This window comes from Ruegeria sp. YTSC230 (assembly GCF_059609665.1).
On the sequence record NZ_JBXWMC010000008.1, the window covers coordinates 64980 to 86466 of the forward strand.

General features: G+C 52.5%; 22 protein-coding genes. 12 read left to right on the top strand and 10 right to left on the bottom strand.

Annotated elements, in window-relative coordinates; genetic code table 11:
* Positions 1-122 precede the first annotated feature (122 nt).
* The 4 genes from AC2FD9_RS16395 to AC2FD9_RS16410 form a co-directional block, all read right to left on the bottom strand.
* The gene (locus AC2FD9_RS16395; protein WP_282022549.1) at positions 123-1346 is read right to left on the bottom strand and encodes a carbohydrate porin; all 1224 of its coding nucleotides are present in this window, start codon (positions 1344-1346) and stop codon (positions 123-125) included.
* Between the two features lie 62 nt (positions 1347-1408).
* Positions 1409-1810, bottom strand: coding sequence for a hypothetical protein (locus tag AC2FD9_RS16400; protein ID WP_282022548.1), 402 nt, complete (start codon positions 1808-1810; stop codon positions 1409-1411).
* A 72-nt stretch (positions 1811-1882) separates the two neighbouring features.
* Entirely contained in the window at positions 1883-3235 is a 1353-nt protein-coding gene (locus AC2FD9_RS16405) for a metal-dependent hydrolase family protein (RefSeq protein WP_282171050.1), read from the bottom strand.
* A gap of 62 nt (positions 3236-3297) precedes the next feature.
* A complete protein-coding gene (locus tag AC2FD9_RS16410) occupies positions 3298-4689 on the bottom strand; it encodes a metal-dependent hydrolase family protein (RefSeq protein ID WP_496705788.1) in 1392 nt (463 codons plus the stop codon).
* A gap of 180 nt (positions 4690-4869) precedes the next feature.
* Here AC2FD9_RS16410 and AC2FD9_RS16415 point away from each other — a divergent pair, with 180 nt between their 5' ends.
* The 5 genes from AC2FD9_RS16415 to AC2FD9_RS16435 all read left to right on the top strand — a co-directional run bounded on the left by AC2FD9_RS16415 (position 4870) and on the right by AC2FD9_RS16435 (position 9795).
* The gene (locus AC2FD9_RS16415) at positions 4870-5895 is read left to right on the top strand and encodes a helix-turn-helix domain-containing protein (protein ID WP_496837900.1); all 1026 of its coding nucleotides are present in this window, start codon (positions 4870-4872) and stop codon (positions 5893-5895) included.
* A complete protein-coding gene (locus tag AC2FD9_RS16420) occupies positions 5844-6263 on the top strand; it encodes a DoxX family protein (protein WP_282022544.1) in 420 nt (139 codons plus the stop codon). Before AC2FD9_RS16415 ends, AC2FD9_RS16420 begins: the two co-directional genes overlap by 52 nt.
* 442 nt (positions 6264-6705) lie before the next feature.
* Complete coding sequence (locus tag AC2FD9_RS16425; RefSeq protein ID WP_496837901.1) at positions 6706-6960, top strand: hypothetical protein; 255 nt, start codon at positions 6706-6708, stop codon at positions 6958-6960.
* A 67-nt stretch (positions 6961-7027) separates the two neighbouring features.
* A complete protein-coding gene (locus AC2FD9_RS16430; RefSeq protein WP_496837903.1) occupies positions 7028-7867 on the top strand; it encodes an SDR family NAD(P)-dependent oxidoreductase in 840 nt (279 codons plus the stop codon).
* A gap of 224 nt (positions 7868-8091) precedes the next feature.
* Positions 8092-9795 (top strand): alkaline phosphatase family protein, encoded by a 1704-nt coding sequence (locus tag AC2FD9_RS16435; RefSeq protein ID WP_496837905.1) that lies wholly within the window; start codon positions 8092-8094, stop codon positions 9793-9795.
* Between the two features lie 154 nt (positions 9796-9949).
* On the opposite strand, the gene AC2FD9_RS16440 is transcribed toward AC2FD9_RS16435, so the two are convergent.
* Together AC2FD9_RS16440 and AC2FD9_RS16445 are read right to left on the bottom strand one after the other, a co-directional pair.
* Positions 9950-10366, bottom strand: a complete 417-nt coding sequence (locus AC2FD9_RS16440) for a cytochrome c (RefSeq protein ID WP_496837907.1) — start codon at positions 10364-10366, stop codon at positions 9950-9952.
* Positions 10367-10785: 419 nt separating this feature from the next.
* Positions 10786-11214: a c-type cytochrome gene (locus AC2FD9_RS16445; protein ID WP_496837909.1), complete on the bottom strand. Its 429-nt coding sequence runs from the start codon at positions 11212-11214 to the stop codon at positions 10786-10788.
* Between the two features lie 229 nt (positions 11215-11443).
* Between AC2FD9_RS16445 and AC2FD9_RS16450 the strand changes: the two genes are divergently transcribed.
* The 6 genes from AC2FD9_RS16450 to AC2FD9_RS16475 all read left to right on the top strand — a co-directional run bounded on the left by AC2FD9_RS16450 (position 11444) and on the right by AC2FD9_RS16475 (position 17052).
* Positions 11444-11983, top strand: a complete 540-nt coding sequence (locus AC2FD9_RS16450) for a DUF6512 family protein (RefSeq protein WP_496837911.1) — start codon at positions 11444-11446, stop codon at positions 11981-11983.
* A 103-nt stretch (positions 11984-12086) separates the two neighbouring features.
* Positions 12087-13127, top strand: a complete 1041-nt coding sequence (locus tag AC2FD9_RS16455) for a PLP-dependent cysteine synthase family protein (protein WP_496837912.1) — start codon at positions 12087-12089, stop codon at positions 13125-13127.
* Positions 13128-13147: 20 nt separating this feature from the next.
* A complete protein-coding gene (locus AC2FD9_RS16460; RefSeq protein WP_299641617.1) occupies positions 13148-13627 on the top strand; it encodes a hypothetical protein in 480 nt (159 codons plus the stop codon).
* A gap of 268 nt (positions 13628-13895) precedes the next feature.
* Positions 13896-14177 carry a hypothetical protein gene (locus tag AC2FD9_RS16465; protein WP_496837914.1) on the top strand — a complete coding sequence of 94 codons (282 nt, stop codon included), beginning with the start codon at positions 13896-13898 and terminating at the stop codon, positions 14175-14177.
* Between the two features lie 142 nt (positions 14178-14319).
* Positions 14320-15150, top strand: coding sequence for a class I SAM-dependent methyltransferase (locus AC2FD9_RS16470; RefSeq protein WP_299641613.1), 831 nt, complete (start codon positions 14320-14322; stop codon positions 15148-15150).
* A gap of 186 nt (positions 15151-15336) precedes the next feature.
* Positions 15337-17052, top strand: a complete 1716-nt coding sequence (locus AC2FD9_RS16475; RefSeq protein WP_496837916.1) for an adenylate/guanylate cyclase domain-containing protein — start codon at positions 15337-15339, stop codon at positions 17050-17052.
* A gap of 244 nt (positions 17053-17296) precedes the next feature.
* Here the strand turns inward: AC2FD9_RS16475 and AC2FD9_RS16480 are convergent, their stop codons facing one another.
* Positions 17297-17491, bottom strand: coding sequence for a DUF1059 domain-containing protein (locus AC2FD9_RS16480; protein ID WP_299641609.1), 195 nt, complete (start codon positions 17489-17491; stop codon positions 17297-17299).
* A gap of 31 nt (positions 17492-17522) precedes the next feature.
* Entirely contained in the window at positions 17523-17954 is a 432-nt protein-coding gene (locus AC2FD9_RS16485; RefSeq protein ID WP_496837918.1) for a GFA family protein, read from the bottom strand.
* A 162-nt stretch (positions 17955-18116) separates the two neighbouring features.
* Between AC2FD9_RS16485 and AC2FD9_RS16490 the strand changes: the two genes are divergently transcribed.
* Entirely contained in the window at positions 18117-18989 is an 873-nt protein-coding gene (locus tag AC2FD9_RS16490) for a LysR family transcriptional regulator (RefSeq protein WP_282170807.1), read from the top strand.
* A 57-nt stretch (positions 18990-19046) separates the two neighbouring features.
* Here AC2FD9_RS16490 and AC2FD9_RS16495 read toward each other — a convergent pair whose 3' ends face one another.
* Both AC2FD9_RS16495 and AC2FD9_RS16500 read right to left on the bottom strand, forming a co-directional pair.
* Positions 19047-19442 carry a rhodanese-like domain-containing protein gene (locus AC2FD9_RS16495; protein ID WP_170594474.1) on the bottom strand — a complete coding sequence of 132 codons (396 nt, stop codon included), beginning with the start codon at positions 19440-19442 and terminating at the stop codon, positions 19047-19049.
* Between the two features lie 186 nt (positions 19443-19628).
* The gene (locus AC2FD9_RS16500; RefSeq protein ID WP_299641601.1) at positions 19629-21275 is read right to left on the bottom strand and encodes a hypothetical protein; all 1647 of its coding nucleotides are present in this window, start codon (positions 21273-21275) and stop codon (positions 19629-19631) included.
* Between the last annotated feature and the right edge of the window lie 212 nt (positions 21276-21487).

A 21487-nucleotide genomic window follows, 5' to 3' on the forward strand; every position in this document is an offset into this window, starting at 1 on the left:
GAGATCATAAGGAGACCGAAAAGGTCTGCCATCAAAAATAGTTGGGGGCGACCCACTCACTTGCCGCCCCCGCCCGTTCCGGCCAAAATGAAGCCCGAACGGAAACTGCTACCCGGCATTCATCAAAGATTGACCCTCAGTCTCAGTCCCAAGACCAGCGGGTCGTTCGAGTTTGATCCGGGATTTTTCAGGTATTGCACGTCTGCCGTCAGTGCCAGATTGTCGGCCAAGTCCAAACGGTAGAAAGCTTCAAGTGTCGTTTGATTGGGCAATCCTGGTGTCGTCAGGTCGGCAACAGTGGCCGCTATGCCAAGGAGATCATCATAGGGGCCAGGTCGCCACATCAAGCCTGCGTTGACTGCACGCTTGGCCAACGCACCGCCGCCATTGGACCATCCCAGCCGTCCGAAGATCATCAGTTGGTTGTCGAATGTATGGTTGGCAGAAAGTGTGGCTCCATATGTTTCCGGTACGCCAACTTGTTGGCGCGCATCCGTGTGAAACATCCCCAGATGAACGTTTGTCAGAAATCGTTTTGATTTTTCGGGCGTCCAGCCGATCTCGGCGTATTTGTAGAATTCGCTACCCCCGGAAAACCACTCAATGTCTGTGAGAGACCCATTGGCATCGCTGACCACCCCTAACGCATAAATTTGATCCGTCAGGTAGCCGCCGACCGTGACACCAAAACCGGGATCGGGGATTGGCAGCACCGGGCTAAACAGGATTGAATAGTTCGAAAAGGTCGTCCTTGGGTTCACGTAACCCAGAATGTCAGAGTAGTCGCCCGGATCGATCCGACCCGCCACCACTCCTCCTCGTCCGTTTGCGAAGGCTTGTTGCCAGTAAGCTACCGACAAGGTCGTGTTTGTGTCCCCAAACGTGACCGCGGTTGCCCCTTGATATCCAATTTGCGCAGGCAGTGCTGAGGGTGCAATGGACTGGCCCAACCGGTGTCGGTTCTCCAGAATAAAGACAAGGCTACCCGGGTTTTCACCACCCCGGTTTGCCAATTCCCACGTCCCAATCATCCTGAGCTGTCCGGATGCAGATTCGTCCTGCCCGGTCAGGCTGTGAGAACTGCGTTGGTATAGCGCTTGGTAATCAAAGCTGAGCGCCAATCCGGTGTTTTCCCTAAATCGACCCAAAGCGGTTTCGGTTGGATCAATGGCACGGTCCAAACCGGGCCATCGTGAGTCTTCAAGTCTGCGCAGCCTGTCTTGCTCCTGTTGCGCACTGGCTGATCCCGGGCCACCCAACGAAACCTGGGCTGCGGCCTCCAGTTTCGCCTGAGCAGCATTTTCCTGGGCATCAGCAGCACCACCAAATAGTGCAAAGGCGCTCAATAACGCGGCGGCAAGGGTCGGTCGTGATGGAAGATACGATCTCTGGCGCGACAAGCCTCCAATCACTTTACGTCATCCACAGCTTTGATTTCGGGAACACGTTCCAGCGCCACAGCCATGTCGGCGCTGCTCATCAATTCGATCATCTGGTAGTCATCCAACAAGCCGTCGCCGAGGCGGCTGACATAGAAGGCCTGGATAAAGGTTGGATCGTCTGGCAGGGAAACGGTGATGTAGTTCTTCCCGTTTCCAAGCCCCCAGTAATAGCTCAAAAGCTCTCCGCCGAGCGCTTCGATCCCGCCCTTCACCGAGGCTGCGCGATCCCCCGGATTGGCGATCTGCATTTCCCATGCGGTGCTATTGGACGTGCCAATGAACAAAAACGTACGCATGCTTTCGGCGTCTTCAGCAGCGGCAATTGAACCACAGATCGCCATAAAGACGCCAAGGCTGAGATGTTTCACCGTCTTTCCTTTCAGGGAAGGTTTCTTGGCTGACGTGTGGGGTTATCAAAGATAGACCACCCCACTTTCCTTTTATTCCAGCGTGTTCTTGTAGATCACGCCGTTTTTCATGATCAGATCGAAGTTGTTCTCGTAATCCGTCATGATCAGGGCATCCTCGACGGGGTTTCCATCGACCAGTAGAATGTCGGCATACGCACCTTCTGCAATCACACCGAGCTGGCCTTCGGGATAGGGGTTGAGTTTGCCTGACAGGGCCAACAATTCACCGGCTTTAGAGGTTGCTTGCATTAGAACTTCGTAGGATGACCATTGTTCGAGACGGTACTTGAACTCATCGTTCTGTTTGGTGAGAGCCGCAGGATCCCCAATAATGTCGGTTGAAAAGGCGACTTTTTCGATCCCGAATTCTTTCAGCAACCGCATCTGGTTTCTCGCTCCGCCCTGAACCTCGAGGAACTTGGGCGCTGCCAACGGGCCAAGCGCCTTGGAGACTGTTTCGGCATCCAGCCCCAGAAGCGAGAAGAATGGCACAACCCAAACATCTGCGTCCTTGATCGCCTGCGCCGACACCTCGGTCATCAATTGTGCATGATCGATGCTCTGCACACCTGCCTCGATGGACCGCAGAATGCTCTCGTCGTTGTAGACGTGCACCAGAACGTAGGTATCCCAATCTGCCGCAGCTTTGACAGCAGCTTCCAGTTCTTCCGGTAAGAATTGAACCGTGTGTAATGGGTCTACGCTGGAAGACACACCTCCGCCAGCCATGACCTTAATTTGCGATGCGCCCAGACGCAGTGCTTCCCGCGTCGCGCGCAGAACTTCTGGAACACCGTCGGCTAGAAACTCAACGTGCTGATTAAAAAACGACGGCGACGCCCCTTCGAAGTTTGGGTGCGGTTCTGTGTAGTGCCGATGTTCACCATGCCCGGACGTCTGTGAGATCACTGGCCCGGACGGGTAAATACGGGGGCCAATTGCTTTACCCCGGTCGATGGCTTTTTGAAGCCCCATCGCCGGCCCACCCGCATCACGGACGGAAGTAAAGCCGCGCAACAGCATCTTTTCTGCTTCGATCGTGGAAACGGCCCCCCAGTACATCCAATCAAAATTGTCCCTGAGATCCGCAACCGGCTCCGTGATCGCCATGTGCACATGCGCATCAATCAACCCCGGCATCAATGTGCGACCACCTCCATCCACAACCGTCGCGCCAGGCGCGTCGATGGCCTCGGTGGAAACTTCTTTGATCAAGTTGCCTTCAACCAGAACGCTGGCGTTCTCGATCCGCGCCTCATTTACTCCGTCAAAGACATGGACGTTGGTGAACAGGGTTTGCGGCAGGGTATCCTGTGCAAATGCGGCAGTGGCCGTGCAAAAAACGAGGCTCGCGACGGCAGCCGTCTTTGTCGAAATACTCATGTCCTTCTCTCCCTTAAAATTTAGTGCGCGGGGCGCCGAGGTAAGTTCACCCCACGCGACACTCAGTCGAGTGTGTTCTTGTAGATCACGCCATCTTTCATGATGATCTTCAGATTGGTGTCGGGATCGGATAGCAGCAGGATGTCCTCCAGCGGGTTCCCGTCGACCAATAGAAGATCGGCGTATGCACCCACTTCGACCACACCCAGCGGGCCGTCCTGATAAGGATTGTTCAAACCAGTAAGACGGTTCATGCGCGCGCCGTTTGAAGTTGCGATGCGCAATATGTCGAAGGGTGTGAAATTCGCTTCAAGCAGGTATTTGAACTCGTCGCTCATCTTCTTGTCCTGCTCTAGCGTTTGGTCCCAGTTGTTGATGAGGTCAGTGCCCAGGGTATAGAGGTCGATCATGCCTGGCGTGGTTTGAATTACTTCAATCATGTTGGCCGCGGCATCCCGCACCGTCTTCCACTTCGCAAACGACGCTGGTGTGTAAAATGCTTCGGCCTGCTCGGTGGAGACCGAGTAGACCGGAGCCACGGCGGTCGCAAACATGATCTGTTTTTGAACCATGACCTCGGCCACTTCCGGAGTCAGAAACGGGATGTGTTCGACGGTCTTCGCGCCATTGTCGATACAGTTTCGGATCGCCTGTTCAGTGAACACATGGCAGGTCACATATGTGCCCCACTGTTCGGCGGTTTTGACTGCCATCTGGATTTCATCGGCTTGGTACTGAAGCGAATGCAGGGGGTCGAACTCGGACGTAACACCGCCGCTGACCATAATTTTGATCTGGGTTGCCCCGCGGCGCAGGTTCTCGCGTACGGCCATCCGGATCTGATCCGGCCCATCGGCTATAAAGCTCATTTCACTTTCGACCCAATGTGATGGTCCTTGCCCAGACAGTGTGGGATGCCGGTCGTTCAGTTTACGGAAGTCCGCGTGCCCGGATGTCTGGGTGATGAAGGCTTCAGAGGAGTAAATGCGCGGCCCGGGAAACATGCCGGAATCTATAATGCGAGCGATGGATTTTGCTGGTCCGCCTAGGTCCCGGACAGTGGTGAACCCATTCATCAGGATGCGTTCAGACCGAATTGTCGCGACGCCGCCAAGATGAAAGGGTGTGATATTCTGGCGCAAACCATCGCTGAGAGGGTTGAACACGGTAAGATGCACGTGTTGATCATGCATTCCGGGCATCAGTGTGCGCCCACCGCCCTCGATGATTTGCGCATTGGCAACGACAAGCGGCTCAGTCGAGACCTCGGCGATCAGGTTATCGACGACCAAAACATTTGCGTTCTCGATCCGCGCCTCGTTCACCCCGTCAAAGACATGAACATTTGTGAAAAGGATCGGGAAACTTTCTTCCTGTGAAGCGGCATGAGTTGGAAACAGATGGCTCGCAGCCAGTACTGCGGGCACAAGTATGCGCATCAGGCATCCGTTCATTAGGGCTCCAATCTTCAAGAATCGCAAAAGGCGCAATTAGGAGTCATTATAGAATTCGAATAGCTTGATGCCTGACAGATTACCGGTTCGAGAAAAATAGTTTTGGGAAACTGTAAGGTTTCATAACTTTATTGTGGGAATTTCCTACACTCGGGAATATTGCGAATTTCTGGAGAAGAGATGACAAGAAGACTTGGTAATAACACGGATCAGTCGCTGCCACTCGTCAGGGCTTCAGTTGCGGGTCCGGTTGTCGCAGCGCTTCGCAGCGTGGGGGTCGAACCCGCGTTTGTTCTTGATCCTCTGGGGTTAAACGAAGCGCAGGTAATGGACCCGAAGAACTTCCTGCGCCACGATACCGTCTACCAGATCTATCAGGCCGTGGCAGAAGCCACTTCAACGGATTTTTGCGCACGGGTCGGGCAATCCGTTGACCTTGTCAAATTTCTCCCGCTCGGCGATATGCTGGCAGAAGCCCTTACATTGGGAGACTTCTTTACCAGGTTCACACAAGCGGTTTCCAAAGAATCCAATGCCGTTACGCAATCCCTCTTTGTCGAAGGTGAGCACGCGTATTTCAGTGCCAAAAGGAACTTCCAAATTTCGGTTTCTCCCAGCCAAACCGATGCGTTTCTGACGAGTATTTGGATATCCCTGTTGCACCGTGTCCTGGATTTCAGGTGGGACCCCAACCAGGTCATTCTTCGCGTCAGTGACCCGGATGCGCTGCCCGGTCAGTTTCACGGCGTTCGGGCTATCAAGTGCAATCCTCAAGGTTTTTCGATCAGGTTTCCCTCCAGCTGGTTAAATTACAGATTACGACCAGAGGCACTGGAGAACCCGCCAGACTACAGGGTTATGGATGAGGATCTGGCCGCCCCGCAGGATTTCCTTGCGGGACTGGAAGGCCTGATCAGGGTCCATCTTGCGGATTCAGGATTTGGTGTGGATGAGCTTGCGGACCTTTGCGGTTTTCATCAGGAAACACTGAACAACCGGCTGAAACCTTACGGTCAAACGTCATCCCAAGTGATCGCGCGCATTAAGCAGGAAGAAGCCGAACGCCTGCTGGCAAAAGACAATAAATCCGTTGGCGAGACAGCGCAAAGGCTTGGCTATGCCGACCCAACCGCCTTCTCCAGAGCATTTCGTAAATGGACGGGCGTATCTCCGGCAGCCTACAAGAAATCAAACCGGAAGGACTAGCATTGCTCCTGAACATCGCCATCGGTCTTCTATCTGCATTTTTTCTCTTTGCTTCATCCATTAAGATTTTTGGGTGGCAAAAGAAGGTCTTTGAAATCCAGTTGGGCATGTTCGAAAGCTACGGCCTCAACAGGCAGATCATGTTCCTCGTCGGATGCGGGGAACTTTTCGGGGCAATTGCCATCTGGTTTCAATCGTCGTGGATCGGGCCGCTAGGAGCACTTGCGTTGCTCTGCACATCTGTCGGAGCGATATTCTGCCATCTAGTGTTCGATACCTGGAAGCAGGGTATACCGGCGACGATAACAGGGACACTTGCGGCTCTTGTTTTGAACGCTGGGTATTCGAAGCTTCTAAACATACTGTAACAACGGCCACCCGACCGATACCAGAAAATCCCAGGACAGCGATGGAACGTCCACAACGGGCCTTTATTCTCGACTTTGCAAAGTCCGCTTTCTGCGCGTCGCAGACCTTCGCGAGAATCCTAGGTTCCTTAGGGAGGCCCTTTGCGGGATTGAGCAATGCAAAGGGCCATAACCGCAACGACTAAGCCATACACTGATTGAATTCGTCCTAATGCAGAGAAACGCGCAGCGCAAAACTATGGGCAAACTACGCAAACTTATGGGGTGCGCGAGGTGTTATGCGCAAACCTACAAAATCTGTAGGTGCGCGCATAACACTGCATTTCCATCATTGATTTTGTTCAGAAAATCCGGGTGTCTTTGCGCATAATATCGCACAGCATTTGCGCGTAATTTTGCACGTTTTGCCCATAAGTTTGCACCGTTCGCTATACGCCCTCAATTGTCGATTGTCGTAGCATGGCTTGATCAACTTGAACGCACCAAAACTCAATCAAAAGTGCATTCTAATTGGCAAAACTCAACCCATACGGCGCCTAGGCAGCGGAAGTTCCGCAGTGAAGTGGACAAGAGCGGCATCGCAGACCCTGTCATTCCGATAAGCGTACAAGCGGAAACGACAACCGAGGGGCTATTCACCGCCTACGGTATGGAAGGTATGATGAAGCTGAAGACTAACGTTGCCGACGCTGCCTAATATCAACAGGCCGTTCTGGATTTTCCGGACCTTTCGATCCAACACAGGCTTAGGAGGAGCTTAGCCGATGACACACCCCGCATTCACCTCGGACTCTGTGGCCGTGATTACCGGGGGTGCTTCCGGCATTGGCCTCGCCGCAGCAGTGAAGTTCGCTCAGATGGGCATGCGCATTGTTATTGTTGATCGAGACACTGAGAAACTGGCTACCGCGGCAAACTTGGTGTTAGCCGCTGGCGCGGCCGATATGACGACTTCTGAGACAGATGTCAGTGATCGCGCGCAGTTAGAGACGTTGGAACGGATGGTAGCAGACCGCCACGGCGGGGCAGACATCTTAATGAACAACGCTGGTGTCGGCGGCAAATCATCGACCATTGGGGACGCCACGGCTTGGGATAAGATGCTGGGCGTGAACCTTTGGGGTCCGATCCATGGCACCCAGGTCTTCGCGCCAAACATGATCGCCCGTGGCAGACCAGGCGCAATTATCAATACAGGGTCCAAACAAGGCATAACTACCCCGCCAGGTAACCCGGCTTACAATGTCTCAAAGGCGGCTCTCAAAGCCTTTACCGAGGCACTGTCCCACGAGCTCAGAACGGGTCCAGGCCATCAGATTACCGCGCATCTTCTGGTCCCTGGATTCGTCTATACCGGCATGATCTCCGCGCCCGAGAAGCCTGCCTCTGCCTGGACCGCTGAGCAGACTGTCGACTTCTTTGTTGAAAGCGTGAACCGCGGGGATTTCTACATCCTCTGCCCCGACAATGACGTTTCACGCGATACTGATGAGAAACGCATTGCTTGGAGCTTGGGAGACATCATTGAAAATCGCCCACCTCTCAGCCGATGGCATCCAGACTATAAGGAAGCGTTCGCGGATTTCATGGCGAAGTCTGGCTGATCATCGCCATAGCCAAAAAATCATGAAAAGTTGACGATTGAAGACTAACGGCAGCTTTACTGGTTTCCGGAACACCGGTTTGGGTGTTGCAGGCTATTTCACGATAGGTCGGAAGAAGTAGACGTGAAGCGTTTTTGCTATCAGTTTGGTATTGAAGAGGGTTGTTCTAGCACGCAATTGCGGTCGCGACAGACCTGCTGCGCAATACAGCGAAAGGAAGCATTATGACCAAATCACTGAGAGCTTGTTTTTCTTTGTGGTTGGCTGCAATCGCTCCTGCGTATGCGCAAGAACCTCCTCGTCTTGTTTTGCAGCTGACCGTTGACGCGTTGCGGGGCGATCTGCCGACACGTTACTTTGAGAATCTTGGGGAGGGTGGCCTTAAGAATTTACTTGAAAACGGTGTACACTATGTGGACGCCCATCATTGCCATGCCAATACAGAGACTGTTGTCGGGCACGCCACATTGGCGACCGGGGCAACACCGGCAGTGCACGGGATGATCGGAAACATATGGTTCGACAGAACCTTGGACCGCGTTGTTTACAACGTTGAAGACAGCACCGCTCCGCTTCTTGGAGATGGCGCTGGCGTCAATGACGATATTGAAATTGACCCAACACAGGCGGCAGCTGGCACAGATGGGCGGTCACCACGCGCTATGCTTGTTACGACGCTTTCGGACGAATTAAACGCTTCCACTGCTGGAGCGGCCAAGGTCTTTGGAGTTTCAATCAAAGACCGTGGGGCTATTACAATGGCGGGACAAAGCGGCAAAGCCTTCTGGTTCTCGAAAGCCGCAAATCGTTTCGTCACAAGCTCGTATTATTACGACAAATACCCTGATTGGGTTTCTGTCTGGAATGACGCATCGCCGAGTGCCTCCTTTGAAGGAACCTCTTGGGAATTGATGCACCCAAAGGAAGCCTATCTCTTTGGCGACCGTGACAACCAGCCATGGGAGACGGATGTCGCCGGGTTCGGCATAACCTTTCCTCATCGCTATTCTTCGATGCAAAATGGGTTTGACCCGCTAGAAAATCCCTACTTTACGACCTTTTTAACGCTTAGTCCCGCTGGCGACGATCTGACGGCGCAATTTGCCAAACGATTGATTGATGCCGAGGATATCGGGCAAGACGCGGTAACGGATTATCTGGCGATTAGCTTCTCGTCCGTGGATTACGTCAACCATGTGTTTGGCCCCTCCAGTCTTGAAGCCGAGGACACGATATACCGCCTCGATCAGACTCTCATGAATCTCTTCGCGTTTATCGACGAACGGATTGGGCTGGAAAACGTTTTGATCGTTCTATCGGCGGACCACGGCACCACCGATGCGCCGGGCTATTTGGAGAGTGTTGGCATCCAAACTGGCCTTGTTGCTCCGGACACATGGGACCCGACGGAACAGATAGCCAGGCTTAAGGAGCGGTTTGGGATCACCGGGAAATTGCTTGAGGGTTATAATCACCCCTATCTCAATATCGCCCCCGAAGTATTGGCTCGCCGTGATATTGATTTACCCACGCTGGAGTCAGCTGTTGCAGAAGAGCTTCTATCCTTTCCCGATGTGGCATTCGCCGTCCCCAGTACGGCTATCGAAGCAAACCTCCTGCCCGATACCGACATCATGCGCTTGATCCGCAACAACTATCATCCGACCCGATCCGGGAACATATACGTAGTCTTCAAACCCGGCTGGTTCATCGCAGACTTCGATGGTCTGTCCGTCACATCCACCCACGGGTCACCGTGGCGCGGTGACACACATGTGCCGATTATCTTTGCTGGACCGAACTTAAAACCGCAACGGGTCGCACGCCGTGTTTGCACGACTGCACTCGCATCCACACTGTCTGCATTATTGAGCACGGCGCGTCCCAATGGTGCGAGCGGTGAAGTGTTGCAAGAAGTCTTGGATTAGACCGCTGTGAAGCGCGAGTCCTGATATTGAAGCAAGCTAGGCCAGACCGCGACGGCATCGTCCACAACGCGATCCTCATATTCGTTGCTTCTTGGCAACTACGGAAACCGCCCAACGCAGCACTCTTTAGCGTACACAAATGCGGAGCAGAACTTCACGGAACATATCGTTCCGGCTTCGGAGACTGAATACTCTCCAAATACTCAGCAATTTCGATAAGTCTGGAAGGAATTTGCGTAACCAAACCGTTGCCCGTATCGAATTCGACAGCAGGGCCGTCATTCAATTCGGTGATTATCGGCATGTCATCGCGAGGTTCTTGTACTTTCAAGTAACCGTCTAAGATCGACATGACCTCCAACATGGGCCACACACCCCCTCTGCGTTCGGAAATCTTTGTTAAATCAGCAGGCACTGTTTTCAAATCAGTGGCGTCAGGCCCATTTCCTGTCGCATCGACTCCGTGACACCTGGTGCAATGCTCGAAAAAAAGGTCTTTCCCAAAGTCCAAAAGCTCGTCGGCCGCAGATATCGTTGGAACCGAAGAAATTACTATGCTTGCAACGATCATAAAGTACCTCATAAGTTGGAGGTCCTTTGCCAAACGAGAGTTTATTACAACAGAAATGGACCGACATCTTCCCCCGGTCAACGTCGGTCCTTTACCATATAACACTTGCTATCCTATGGCCCAAAACCGATTGATGGGGACAGGCAGCAACGAGCTCAGAACAGCTTCACCATTTAACATTCGAAATTTAGCATGTGAAAGCGCTCGGCTCTTTGACATAAATCATATGTCACTTCGCAGTCTGCCAGAATTGGACTCGACACGCCAATTCGGCCAAATGATTTTGAATGACTGCTTACGCCTAGCAGAGCACGGCGCTTCACAATGCTAGGCCTGGAATTGTCACCGGGTCAAAAAAAGGTGCAGGTCCAGAACACCGGCAAACGATCAATTGCTGACCTAGCGCCAAAAACACTAATCTACTGTTGGATGCTTTCTAAGAAAAACAATAACCCTGCTAACTCGCGCGGGGTGGGCGTCAAAACACCCTCGATTTCAACCGGAACTAGGTCTTCCGCCATTTCCCCGCCAAATTCCGGCATAACCCGAGCAAGATGGCTGTTTCCCGGGTCGCCATAGATGTAGCTTAGGACCCGTGCTTGAGGGAAAGTGCCTGCGTTCTTCGCGCTCAATGTTGTCAAATCTGTTGGCTCAACGGAAAGACCGCTGCTTGCCGGGCCACCGCCTCTACCATCCACACCATGACAAGAAGTACAGTTTTCTGAGAAAAAGGCTGCCCCATCAGCGCGAGTGGGCATGACATCGGCGTCAGGATACAAATCTGTACACGACGCTGTGGCTAGAGCGATAGATCCAGCCGATAAAATAACCCACCTTGTAGCGTGCATGCTCTACCCCGTTTTTTATTCAGCCTACGGTCCAATTTAGAACATGGCAATGACAGCAACTGGGGTTAAAAATCAGGAAGGGTCAACTTTACAGACTCTTACAAGAACTTGGACATTGCCGCTCACCAAGGGGGGGTGAAAGTTATTTCTAGACCTTCTATGTCTGCGGGCATTTCACTTTTGAGAATCTAAGCAGAGTATTCAACAATCAGGATTGGGAGATCCAAACATGCTGAAAGCTTCGTCCCGAATAGTTTGGCTCGAAGCGATAGGGGCGATCCTAATGATCCTACTTGGGTCCGGGCTGCACTTTGCATTTGTTTTGCTTGGAAGTTGGACGCCAATGGCGCTTGTGGCAGCTGTCAACGAGTCATTTTGGGAACACTTAAAGCTGGCTTTTTGGCCAGGATTGTTTTGGGCCTGCCTAATGCCGCTTCCACCCCGACTTACAAGAAGGGACGTATTTAGCGCTAAGGGATTTAGCCTTGCAATTACTGCTATTTTGATTGTGACAGTGTACACAGCGATACTTGAGCGCAACTTTTTGGTTTTTGATATTGGAATATTTGTTGCTGCAATTTGCATCGGCCAGATCGTGTCAATTCTCATGCTTGTTTATGAAGATCGAATGCGTGAACTCATCCAGGTATTCGGCCTGGTTCTCCTTGGGGTTCAAGTCGTCGCCTATAGTACCTTAACATTTTTCCCTCTTAATCATTGGCTGTTCATTGAAACACGTTCTGGCACGATAGGCATTCCTGCCCATTAGATGGACAGTTTGATCAATTGGTGGCGCATGCTTGCATCCCCATGAATCCAAAGACGATTTTCCCAAGCTTGACGGGTGCTAAGCAAGGCGATTGAGTAGAAGTATGGACTGTTGGATTTCGGCGTCGATTGCCAAGATCAATGCAGATGCTCACCGCTCTGCCGATACGCACCTTTTCAAGCTTCCCGTCCGGGGGCTGAAGGGCGTAGACATCTATCTCAAGGATGAAAGTACACATCCCACTGGCAGCCTCAAGCACAGGCTGGCACGCTCGCTTTTCCTTTATGCGCTTGTAAACGGGAAAATATGGGAAGAGACACGTGTAATCGAAGCCTCGTCTGGCAGCACTGCCGTTTCAGAAGCTTACTTCGCCCGTATGATCGGAGTGCCTTTTACCGCGGTTCTCCCAAAATCTACCGCCAAGAGCAAAATCGACCTAATCCGGTTCCAAGGTGGGGAAATCCACTTCGTCGATGCGGCGCCGGACATGCACCAGGCCTCGGTTGAACTGGCAGCTGAAGTCGGTGGCTACTTCATGGATCAGTTTACGTACGCCGAGCGGGCGACGGATTGGAGAGGAAACAACAACATTGCAGAAAGCCTTTTTCGCCAGATGGAACGAGAGCCACATCCAATTCCATCGGTAATTGTGATGAGCGCGGGAACTGGCGGAACTTCAGCAACGCTGGGGCGGTACATTCGCTACAAGGGCTTTAAAAGTGAGTTGGTTGTTGTGGACCCCGAAAACTCAGTGTTTTTTGAAAGCTTTCGAACTGGAGACAGGACCCTGACCCGCCCCTGTTCAAGTCGTATTGAAGGTATCGGACGTCCCAGGGTGGAGAAGTCATTTTTGGCAGATGTAATCGACCGTATGATCCAAGTGCCCGATGCGGCAAGCATTGCGACTATGCTCTGGCTTGAAGATCGGATCAGGCGGCGGGCAGGCCCATCAACAGGCACAAACCTTTGGGGGGCTTTGCAAATTGCGCAAGAGATGGAGGCTGCCGGACGATCTGGCTCCATTGTCACTATTCTTTGTGACGACGGAAATCGTTATCTCGACACCTACTACGATCCGGAATGGGTGATGGAAAACTTCGGCGGAACCACCTCTTACGATGCTATTTTGGCGGGATATCACTGAATTCAAACGAAGAGGACAGCATGAAAAGGGTGAAATTTGTATTTGCAACGCTTCTGGCATCAATGGTCGCCGTGATGCTTTGCGCCACAACAGTTTTGGCCTCCTCTCAGGAAGCACAACGGATCATCGAAAGCGCAGCTGCTGATTGCAAAGACTTCGAGAATGGAGAGTTTGATCAGGGTGACGCTGTGACCGAGATCGAGCTGCGCTCCCAGTTTGGCACGGTTAAGGCTGAACTCGTAGATGAAAGCCAGTATTCCTGTTCTTCTGCTGCCTCTATGTACTGCGGAACAGGGGGGTGCATGCTCAATCTTATCGTCGACGGTGAGATCATGTCGTGGCAGGTAACGGGTTGGCGTCTTTTTGACTGGGGGCCTGACCGTATACTGCTTATTGGACGAGACGGTGGTTGGTGCGGAGGCGCAGGAGCCGAGGTTTGTTACGAGGCGCTAGTTTGGAGCAATGGGAAAATTTTAACCGTTGGTTCGGCGCCAGAGTAAGCCCGCGCAGCGCTAGCGGTTGTTTTACGCGCCTAGCCTAATGGCCCAGAACTTTTGGATCGAGCTTTATCTGTTCGACGGCGATTACCCAAAGTTTCGATTTATGACCGAAACAAAAACTTTGTCGCGAGGGCGATGGCGGACATAAAGATGATAAAGCACCTGTCATAACGGGTCGCGACCCCTGAACTGGTCACATCAGGTTTTGGACGCATCTCCAATCAACCTTTCGACGGCTCCACCTGCCGTGGATGTTGCAAGCCAGGTTTTGGGCATCATCGACCAATGCCCGGCGGGTTGGATCTATTCAGATTCTTCTTCAACGTCAGGACTACTGGAGCGCTTGCTGGCAAAAGCAGATGTTGAATACGTTCAAAAAGTCGATGTGCTCCGTGCGGACCAGATCATACAGGATGATGCATCTCGTCGAGCGATGAAACAGCAGCTGAATTCACACAAGCGGTCCAGTGACGATCCGCTCGATGAGGTGGAGCGGTTGTGGACCTGCTACCAAGCAGCGAAGGCCTCGAAGGAAGGAGATGAGCGATGATTTTGGCGGACGATGCCTGGCGTAGATAGTCAGCCCTAGACAGACATTCGCAACTGGACTTTTCAAATCCGGATAAGCGGACGGAGCTGACATTCAAGATCACCGTGTCTACCATAGAGGCATAAGTTAGGGAGGCTTCAACATGACCGATCCCAATGAAGTCGCGCACCACTACCACTCTGGTCACTTGCTAAAGCGAATTTCTGATGGTTGCGCAGCACTGGACTTGACCCCACCGATTTCTCGCGACGCTTTGGCGCCGGTTGACGAGTTTCACATTGGCGGACGCCTTGCGACCGAACCTTTTGTGAAGGCTTTAGACCTTTCGCCCCAAAGTCGGGTTGTCGATTTTGGATGTGGCCTCGGTGGTCCTGCCCGCTATGTAGCAGCGGCCACTGGGGCTCATGTGACCGGCATCGATTTAACCGCCGAGTTTGTGGAAACAGGACGCGCCCTTACAGAATGGACGGGCATGTCGGATCGGGTTCAACTCATCGAAGGAAGCGTACTTAATCTGCCGTTAGAATCTGACTCGATGGACGCTGCTTACATGATCCACGTCGGCATGAACATTGCGGACAAAGTTGGCATCGCGCGGGAGGCAATGCGTGTGCTTAAACCAGGGGGTATTTTTGCGATTTACGATGTGATGCAAGTCGGCGAGGGCAATATGGATTATCCAGCGCCTTGGGCTTCGACTTCGGATCAGAGTGCGCTTGCACCACCAGAGACATATGAGGCGGCTTTGAAGTCCGTTGGTTTCGAATTGACCGATAGGATCGACCGCACCGTGTTTGCCAAACAATTCTTTGAAGATTTGGCGGCTGCGCAAAGCCGTGCGGATGGTCCTCCACATCTTGGCCTGCATCTGATCATGGGCGACGACACAGCGCTAAAGGTCCAAAACATGGTGCGAAACATAGAAGGCGGATTGATAGCCCCGATTGAGATCCACGCCCGTCTGCCCATCTAACTTTGCGTCCGCACTGGGCTCGAATTAATCATTCTCTGCGGTGTGCGGATGGGCCGATGGCAGCCCGAAGCAGACAATCACAGTCACGCTTTTCAGTTTTGCACCAAGCCATCCAATAGGACATGCGCGACGTTCAGGAAATCATGTTGTCTTTTCCAAGCAGCGTAATTTGCGCTACCAATAGACATGAATGGAGACCGCAGACTTTCCGCAGTACTCTCGGCCGATGTAGTAAACTACTCAGGCCAGATTAAGGCAGATGAAAATAGGACTCTCGGCGAACTTCGTGTTCTACGTCGAGAGTTATTTGATCCTTTGGTTAGCGATCATCGCGGTAATGTCGTTAAGAGGATGGGTGATGGATGGATAGTCGAGTTTAACTCGGTATCTGATGCAGTACGATGCGCCCTTGATCTTCAAAGCCAGGTGTTAACTCAGTCCTCATTGAAACTACGAGTGGGTGTGCATCTTGGAGATGTCGTATTCGACGAAGATGACATTTTCGGCGATGGCATCAATCTATCCGCACGTCTACAAGAGGCTTCCAACGAAGGGGCTGTGTTAATTTCAGATGTCGTCCATCGCAGCCTTGACGAGCGCCTCGCTGAGCAATTTTATCGCGCTGGAGAGCGACAGTTTAAGAACGCGCCGTCACCAATAGAAGTTTTCCAATGGTCGCCGCCAGGTTCTGCCCCACCGCGAGTAACTCCGGCTAGCCATACAAAGTCTCTGCTAATCGGCGTCTTACCTTTCGATAATCTTTCTTCTGACCCCGATCAGGAGTTTTTTGCAGATGGAATTACCGAAGAGATCATCACCACTTTATCAAAACTCCCGAATTTACTGGTCGTCGCGCGTAACTCTACATTCGTCTACAAAGGTCGCTCCGTTGACGTGAAACAGGTCGGTCTGGAGCAGGGTGTCGATCTTGTTCTTGAGGGAAGTGTCCGTCAAAGCGGGAACCGGGTGAGGATCACAGCACAGCTAATCGATGCAAAGTCCGGTACGCACATTTGGGCAGACCGCTATGATCGCCTCATTGAAGATGTATTCGAAGTTCAGGATGAACTCGCACTTAGGATTGCAACCGAGTTACAAGTCGAACTTTTGGCGGGAGAAATGGCTCGTTTCAGAGGATCCGGCACGAAAAACCTAGGCGCGTGGACCGCTCAACTAAAGGCCGTGGAGGCTTCGCGCAGAATTGCTAGGGAAGCTCAGGCCGACGCTCGCCGATTTGCACAACAGGCAATTGCACTCGACCCGGGTTACTCGGCTCCGTATTGTACTTTGGGATTCATTTGCACTGTCGAAGCACGACATGGATTTGTTGCTGACCGGCGTGCCGCGCTAGCGGAGGCTCGTGACTGCGCTCAGTGGGCTCTGGAAATAGACAGCTACAACCCAGAGGCTCACGCTATTGCGGGTTTTGCAGATGCAATCGATGGCAAGCTGGTTTCGGCTATCGATAAGTTCAACGAGGCACTAGCGCTAAATCCAAACCACGCTGACGTGGCTGCCAGACTGTCAATCACCCTAGCTTTCAATGGCCAGGCAAATGAAGCGATCCAAGTCGCACAACAAGCCATTACCCTGAACCCTCACTATCCAGGTTGGTATGCAGGCGTTCTGGGTTTAGCCCTTCGACTTGACGGTCAATACGAGGAAGCCAAGAAAGCATTCACCGAATATGGTCAAAGGGTTGAAGGCTTTGGTCACCTCGACCTCGTAATCGTCCATGTAGAGACAGAAAACCTTGAGGCCGCTCGCGATGAAGCACGGAATGTGATGAAATACCGCCCTCAGTTTTCCATATCGGACTGGGCGAAAACTCAACTTTTCTCTGACAGAAAAAGGCTGGAGAAAGACTGTGCGTCTTTGCGACTAGCCGGTTTGCCTGAATAAGAGCAGGGTTTCGCTGTAGCAGGTTGGTTTGTGATGGAAACCGATCTCACACATTTCCGATTTGGGTTCGTGATGGCCTTGCGCTTCTAGGTGCCTTGGCGGTGGGCCGCAGCCCAAACCGGATACTCACAAATGGGCCCAGCAATTTCCCAGTTGCAGAGGAAAGCTGCCCTTCGCGGTTAAACAAACCAAGCCGAAAATTTTGGCCGATTATCCCTAGGAATTTGAGGCCTAATTTATTTGATCACGCGGGCTTTATCAGTTTTTCCAGATATTCTCGAGTGTCGGCGTCCCACGAGCTGGGGTCCTCTCCATGGGCGACCACCGCGTGCAGTTCCATAAGCTTCCAGACTTCGTCCTTGGTCGCAGCAACTACTTTACCTGGGCAGGCCTCCATGCCTTCGCAATCCTTGCAGGCATATGAGTATGCAGTGTTCATCGCTTTCTCCTCCGTGCGCTCGGAAAGTTGGTTAGAACTCAAGAAACGTCGGTAGCCCGTCGTCGAGTTTTATCCATGGCTGCTGATGTGAAACGAAGACATGGGCTTTTGGCTGAGTAATCGATGGGTCGTCCAACGTCACAGCAGAAAACCACGCGTCAGCGCTCCAGTCTTGGCCCTCAACTTCATTTAGGACGGCATAGGTCAACGTCGTTCCACAGTCCCGACAAAATCCGCGGCGAATACCCGGAGTTTTCTCAATGTGTTGGATTTCGCCTTTGATAACGGCGAAGTCTTCGGCGGCTACCTTAGCCCAAGTTACAAAGGCACCGCCAAGGGCCATTTGGCATGAACGACAATGGCAATGTCCCGACCAGACAGGTGGTGTCGCGATCTGGTATCGAACCGCACCACAGTAGCATCCACCTTGAATTTTTCCCATCGTATCAAGATCTCCCGGCATGCGGCTAGGCTGACATCCGTGACGAATCCTATACCTACTTTTCTTGGAGCTTATAAACAGATTTCGATATGAATATTGTCAAGAAAACCGATATCATGCGACTCAAATAGTCTAACAAAACATTAGAAAATCTACAGTATGGATTGGTTGCACCTTCCCCCGATGAACGCTTTGCGCGCCTTCTCAGCGGTTGCGGAAGCAGGGAGTTACACCGTCGCGGCTGAACGCTTGAACGTAACCCAAGCGGCTGTCAGCCAGCAGGTGAAATCGTTGGAAAGGCATTTGGGTGTAGCTCTCGTTGCCAGACGTGGGCGCAGCATTGAATTGACAGAGCCAGGCATCATTCTTGCACGTGAACTGGGTATCGGCTTCGAAATTATCGGAAGGGGTGTCGAACGACTGGCGGAACATGCAGCGCACCGTCCCGTTCAAGTGACCATGTCACCCGCATTCGCAGTAGAGTGGCTATTGCCAAGAATGGCAGAGTTTCAACGACAACATCCAGAGATCACTTTGATGCTGAACCCAACCTCGGAGCTGGTTCAGATAAAGCCAGGTGGTATCGACGTCGCCATTCGGTATCACGATAGACGCATGCCAAGAAAAGAAGAGGATACTGTCCTTGTTTCCGACATGGTCGTGATCGGAGCACCTTCACTGGTGGAAGGCCAAGATCTGCGTGACCCGGCCTCTTTAACGAAGCTTCCCTGGTTGCAGGAACTGGGCACCAACGAGGCGGCCGACTGGTTCACCTATCATGGGGTCGTACCTCCCGAGCCATTGACCATAAATCACATGCCGGGGAACCTGATCATGACTGCGGTTCGCCGGGGTGACGGTATCACGTATTCTGCCAGAGCTTTTTTTGAGGACGATCTGTCATCTGGTCGGATGATTGAGTTGTTCTCTGAGCCACTCTTCGGCGTCTACTACATCCAGACTCAAGCAGAATTTCAGCGTCCCGAGGCTAAGGTGTTCGTCAACTGGCTTAAGTCTCAGTCGCAAGTCGTATCGAGACACAACTCTGGAAGCTGAGAAGTATCTATTTACTCACCTGCTCTGTTTGCTCAAGACCGTTGGTTTCGCCGTTTTTTAAGGCTGCTTTGTGGAGGAGCCAGCTGCGATCAGAGCCGCCATCCCTCCATCGATGAACTGCACGTTTTGAAAACCCATCGCTGTTAATACATTTGCCGCTGCCGCGCCTCGGTAGCTCGGAGCTCCGCCACAAGTGGTGAAAATTCGCCTTCCACGATCCTGTAACTCTTGAGATCTGTATTCACTTTCAAGGTCTGCCATCCAAGCGACGGCGCGACCAGGAGCCGGAATTGCTCTAGGGCTGATACCTGTAGCCGCCATTTCAGCGCTATCCCTCACGTCCACTACAAGTGCGTTGGGGTCTTCGATCAGTACTGCCAGCGCGTCAGTTGCTGAAATCGGATTTGCTTTGGATATTTCCTGAGCTTCCATTTGTGCGAATGTTAAGACCATATTGCCCCCCGACTGCAAATCCTGCGCTATGCTACCATGCGGCTGATTTACCGCAAATCGGCACCGAAGCGATGCTTGGCAGTCTTGTCGTCGTCCAGACTGTTGCCATCAACGAAGTTAAATAAGTCCCGGTCAACGGCAGAAGCGGGCCTCGCAAATACCCCGGCCATTGCTGTTGATCAGTGATTACTGGGCGGCCAAAGCCTTCTGCCTGCAATAACACGATGCCTTGATCGGCACCTCGGCGCGAGCAGTGGCCTTGTCCAGTTGTGTCTTAATGTGGGCGGCTTCGACCGTTTTACCGCGCTGGGTGAGACATTCGTGCAAGCCATGCAGGCTCCAGACGTTGCCCGGATGCTGACAGGCCCGGCTAAGCGTTGCATCCAGGCCAAGGTCTGCACGGTAAACAGCTTCGGCTTCCTCCATCTGGCCCTGCTCAAGAAGAAGAGCACCCAGCGCATGACGGGTGGGTTGCATCCAGCCCCAGGGCTCGTCGTATGGCAAGTTGTCGTCGATCTCGACTGACTTTCGCAGGTGGTCAAAGGCCGTTTCGTGCTCTCCTGCGTGATAGGCCAACTCACCCAGCATCATTTGCTCAGCGACCTTCAGAATATCCCGGCATGTGTTGTTGAACAGCATTCGGGTCTCAGGAACTCTGGCCAGAGCATCATAGAACTTAGCTTTTTCACTCTCGGCTTCGGCGACCCTGTGTAGGTTGGCTAAGGCAACCGTCCTTGCATACCGCATCATAGCAATGGTCACGCTGTAAAGCTCTTCATCCTCTGGCAGATCCTGATCGAGAATATCTTGCCAGAGACCAAACCTGATCAGCACATGTTGCTTCATTGGAATGAAGCCTTCAAACCAGTCCGCCATAGGCCGAAGAGTGTCTGACGGCAAGGTGTCGATCAGCTCATCGGCGGCTTCGATTGCTGCCGATGGTTGCCCCAAGAACATCGCACCGTATATTTTAAAGTGATAGTTGTGGCACCGATAGACGGAGTAGAAATTGTCAGGGCCTTCGCGCTTCAGAAACTTGCGATCTGCCAATATGGCTTTGTGATTGCGCAGTACCACGTTCATGTAGTCTCCGCACAACACGTCGATATGGGTCGGCATGTGCAACAAATGCCCGGCCTCAGGCACCAGCGTGCTGAGCACATCGCCGTGACGCAGTGCCCGTTCGGGGTGGGGCGACATTTCCATCAGGTGAATGTACATGTGCAATAGTCCTGCGTGCTCCCATGCTCCGGAAAGTGTATCGAACGCATTTTCAAGCACGGATATTGCCTCGAGCGTATCGGCCCCTTCGGCGGGCTTTCCGGTCGGCAAATCCCAAAGCTGCCAAGGTGTCCGGTTCATGAGCGACTCGGCCAGAATCGCAGACACGTCCAGGTCCTGATCGAATTCGGTGTGAACCTTTCGCATCGCATCAGCGAAGGCATCATTCCACGGGCTGAAATCCTCAATATCCGATGAGGATGGATAACGCGCTGGAATGGCATCGATTAGCGCGCGTTCAACAGGCGTCAGCCGGTCCTTTAACGACGCAGCAGCCTCGATTGACGCTTTCGCCAAAGCGATACAGTCAGGCTTTTCGTCTTCTTCGAATGTTTCCCAGGGCTTGTTGTAGTTCGGCCCAATACAATACGCGATGCCCCAGTGCGCCATTGCGCAATTTGGATCCGCAGCCACAGCATTCTGAAAGCATACAATCGCTTCTTCGTGGTTGTACGCGTAAGTCCAAGCCAAACCACGATCAAACCAAAGCTCGGCTTCGTCCGACGAGGTTGTGATCTTTCGGCTGTAGCTACCGAGATCATAGTATTCCATCACAATAACCCCCTAATTAAAGGTAGGAGGTTACCACAATGGGCTGTTTCTCGATACTGGCGACATCAAAGCCGACCCAAGGCATAGACCCGTCTTATATGAGCCCCATTTGATCGAAGCACTCTTCTTGGCGACTGATCAACTTGTCGGCCGCGTGAGTGACGCGCCGTCCAATCCCTCCACTGTAGCCCACCGACAAGACCACAAACACC

Coding starts and splice junctions, on each gene's coding strand:
- AC2FD9_RS16405 (WP_282171050.1), bottom strand. CDS start 3,235: ATGAGTATTTCGACAAAGACGGCTGCCGTCGCGAGCCTCGTTTTTTGC.
- AC2FD9_RS16410 (WP_496705788.1), bottom strand. CDS start 4,689: ATGAACGGATGCCTGATGCGCATACTTGTGCCCGCAGTACTGGCTGCG.
- AC2FD9_RS16415 (WP_496837900.1), top strand. CDS start 4,870: ATGACAAGAAGACTTGGTAATAACACGGATCAGTCGCTGCCACTCGTC.
- AC2FD9_RS16420 (WP_282022544.1), top strand. CDS start 5,844: ATGGACGGGCGTATCTCCGGCAGCCTACAAGAAATCAAACCGGAAGGA.
- AC2FD9_RS16430 (WP_496837903.1), top strand. CDS start 7,028: ATGACACACCCCGCATTCACCTCGGACTCTGTGGCCGTGATTACCGGG.
- AC2FD9_RS16435 (WP_496837905.1), top strand. CDS start 8,092: ATGACCAAATCACTGAGAGCTTGTTTTTCTTTGTGGTTGGCTGCAATC.
- AC2FD9_RS16440 (WP_496837907.1), bottom strand. CDS start 10,366: ATGATCGTTGCAAGCATAGTAATTTCTTCGGTTCCAACGATATCTGCG.
- AC2FD9_RS16445 (WP_496837909.1), bottom strand. CDS start 11,214: ATGCACGCTACAAGGTGGGTTATTTTATCGGCTGGATCTATCGCTCTA.
- AC2FD9_RS16450 (WP_496837911.1), top strand. CDS start 11,444: ATGCTGAAAGCTTCGTCCCGAATAGTTTGGCTCGAAGCGATAGGGGCG.
- AC2FD9_RS16455 (WP_496837912.1), top strand. CDS start 12,087: ATGGACTGTTGGATTTCGGCGTCGATTGCCAAGATCAATGCAGATGCT.
- AC2FD9_RS16460 (WP_299641617.1), top strand. CDS start 13,148: ATGAAAAGGGTGAAATTTGTATTTGCAACGCTTCTGGCATCAATGGTC.
- AC2FD9_RS16470 (WP_299641613.1), top strand. CDS start 14,320: ATGACCGATCCCAATGAAGTCGCGCACCACTACCACTCTGGTCACTTG.
- AC2FD9_RS16475 (WP_496837916.1), top strand. CDS start 15,337: ATGAATGGAGACCGCAGACTTTCCGCAGTACTCTCGGCCGATGTAGTA.
- AC2FD9_RS16480 (WP_299641609.1), bottom strand. CDS start 17,491: ATGAACACTGCATACTCATATGCCTGCAAGGATTGCGAAGGCATGGAG.
- AC2FD9_RS16485 (WP_496837918.1), bottom strand. CDS start 17,954: ATGCCGGGAGATCTTGATACGATGGGAAAAATTCAAGGTGGATGCTAC.
- AC2FD9_RS16490 (WP_282170807.1), top strand. CDS start 18,117: ATGAACGCTTTGCGCGCCTTCTCAGCGGTTGCGGAAGCAGGGAGTTAC.
- AC2FD9_RS16495 (WP_170594474.1), bottom strand. CDS start 19,442: ATGGTCTTAACATTCGCACAAATGGAAGCTCAGGAAATATCCAAAGCA.
- AC2FD9_RS16500 (WP_299641601.1), bottom strand. CDS start 21,275: ATGGAATACTATGATCTCGGTAGCTACAGCCGAAAGATCACAACCTCG.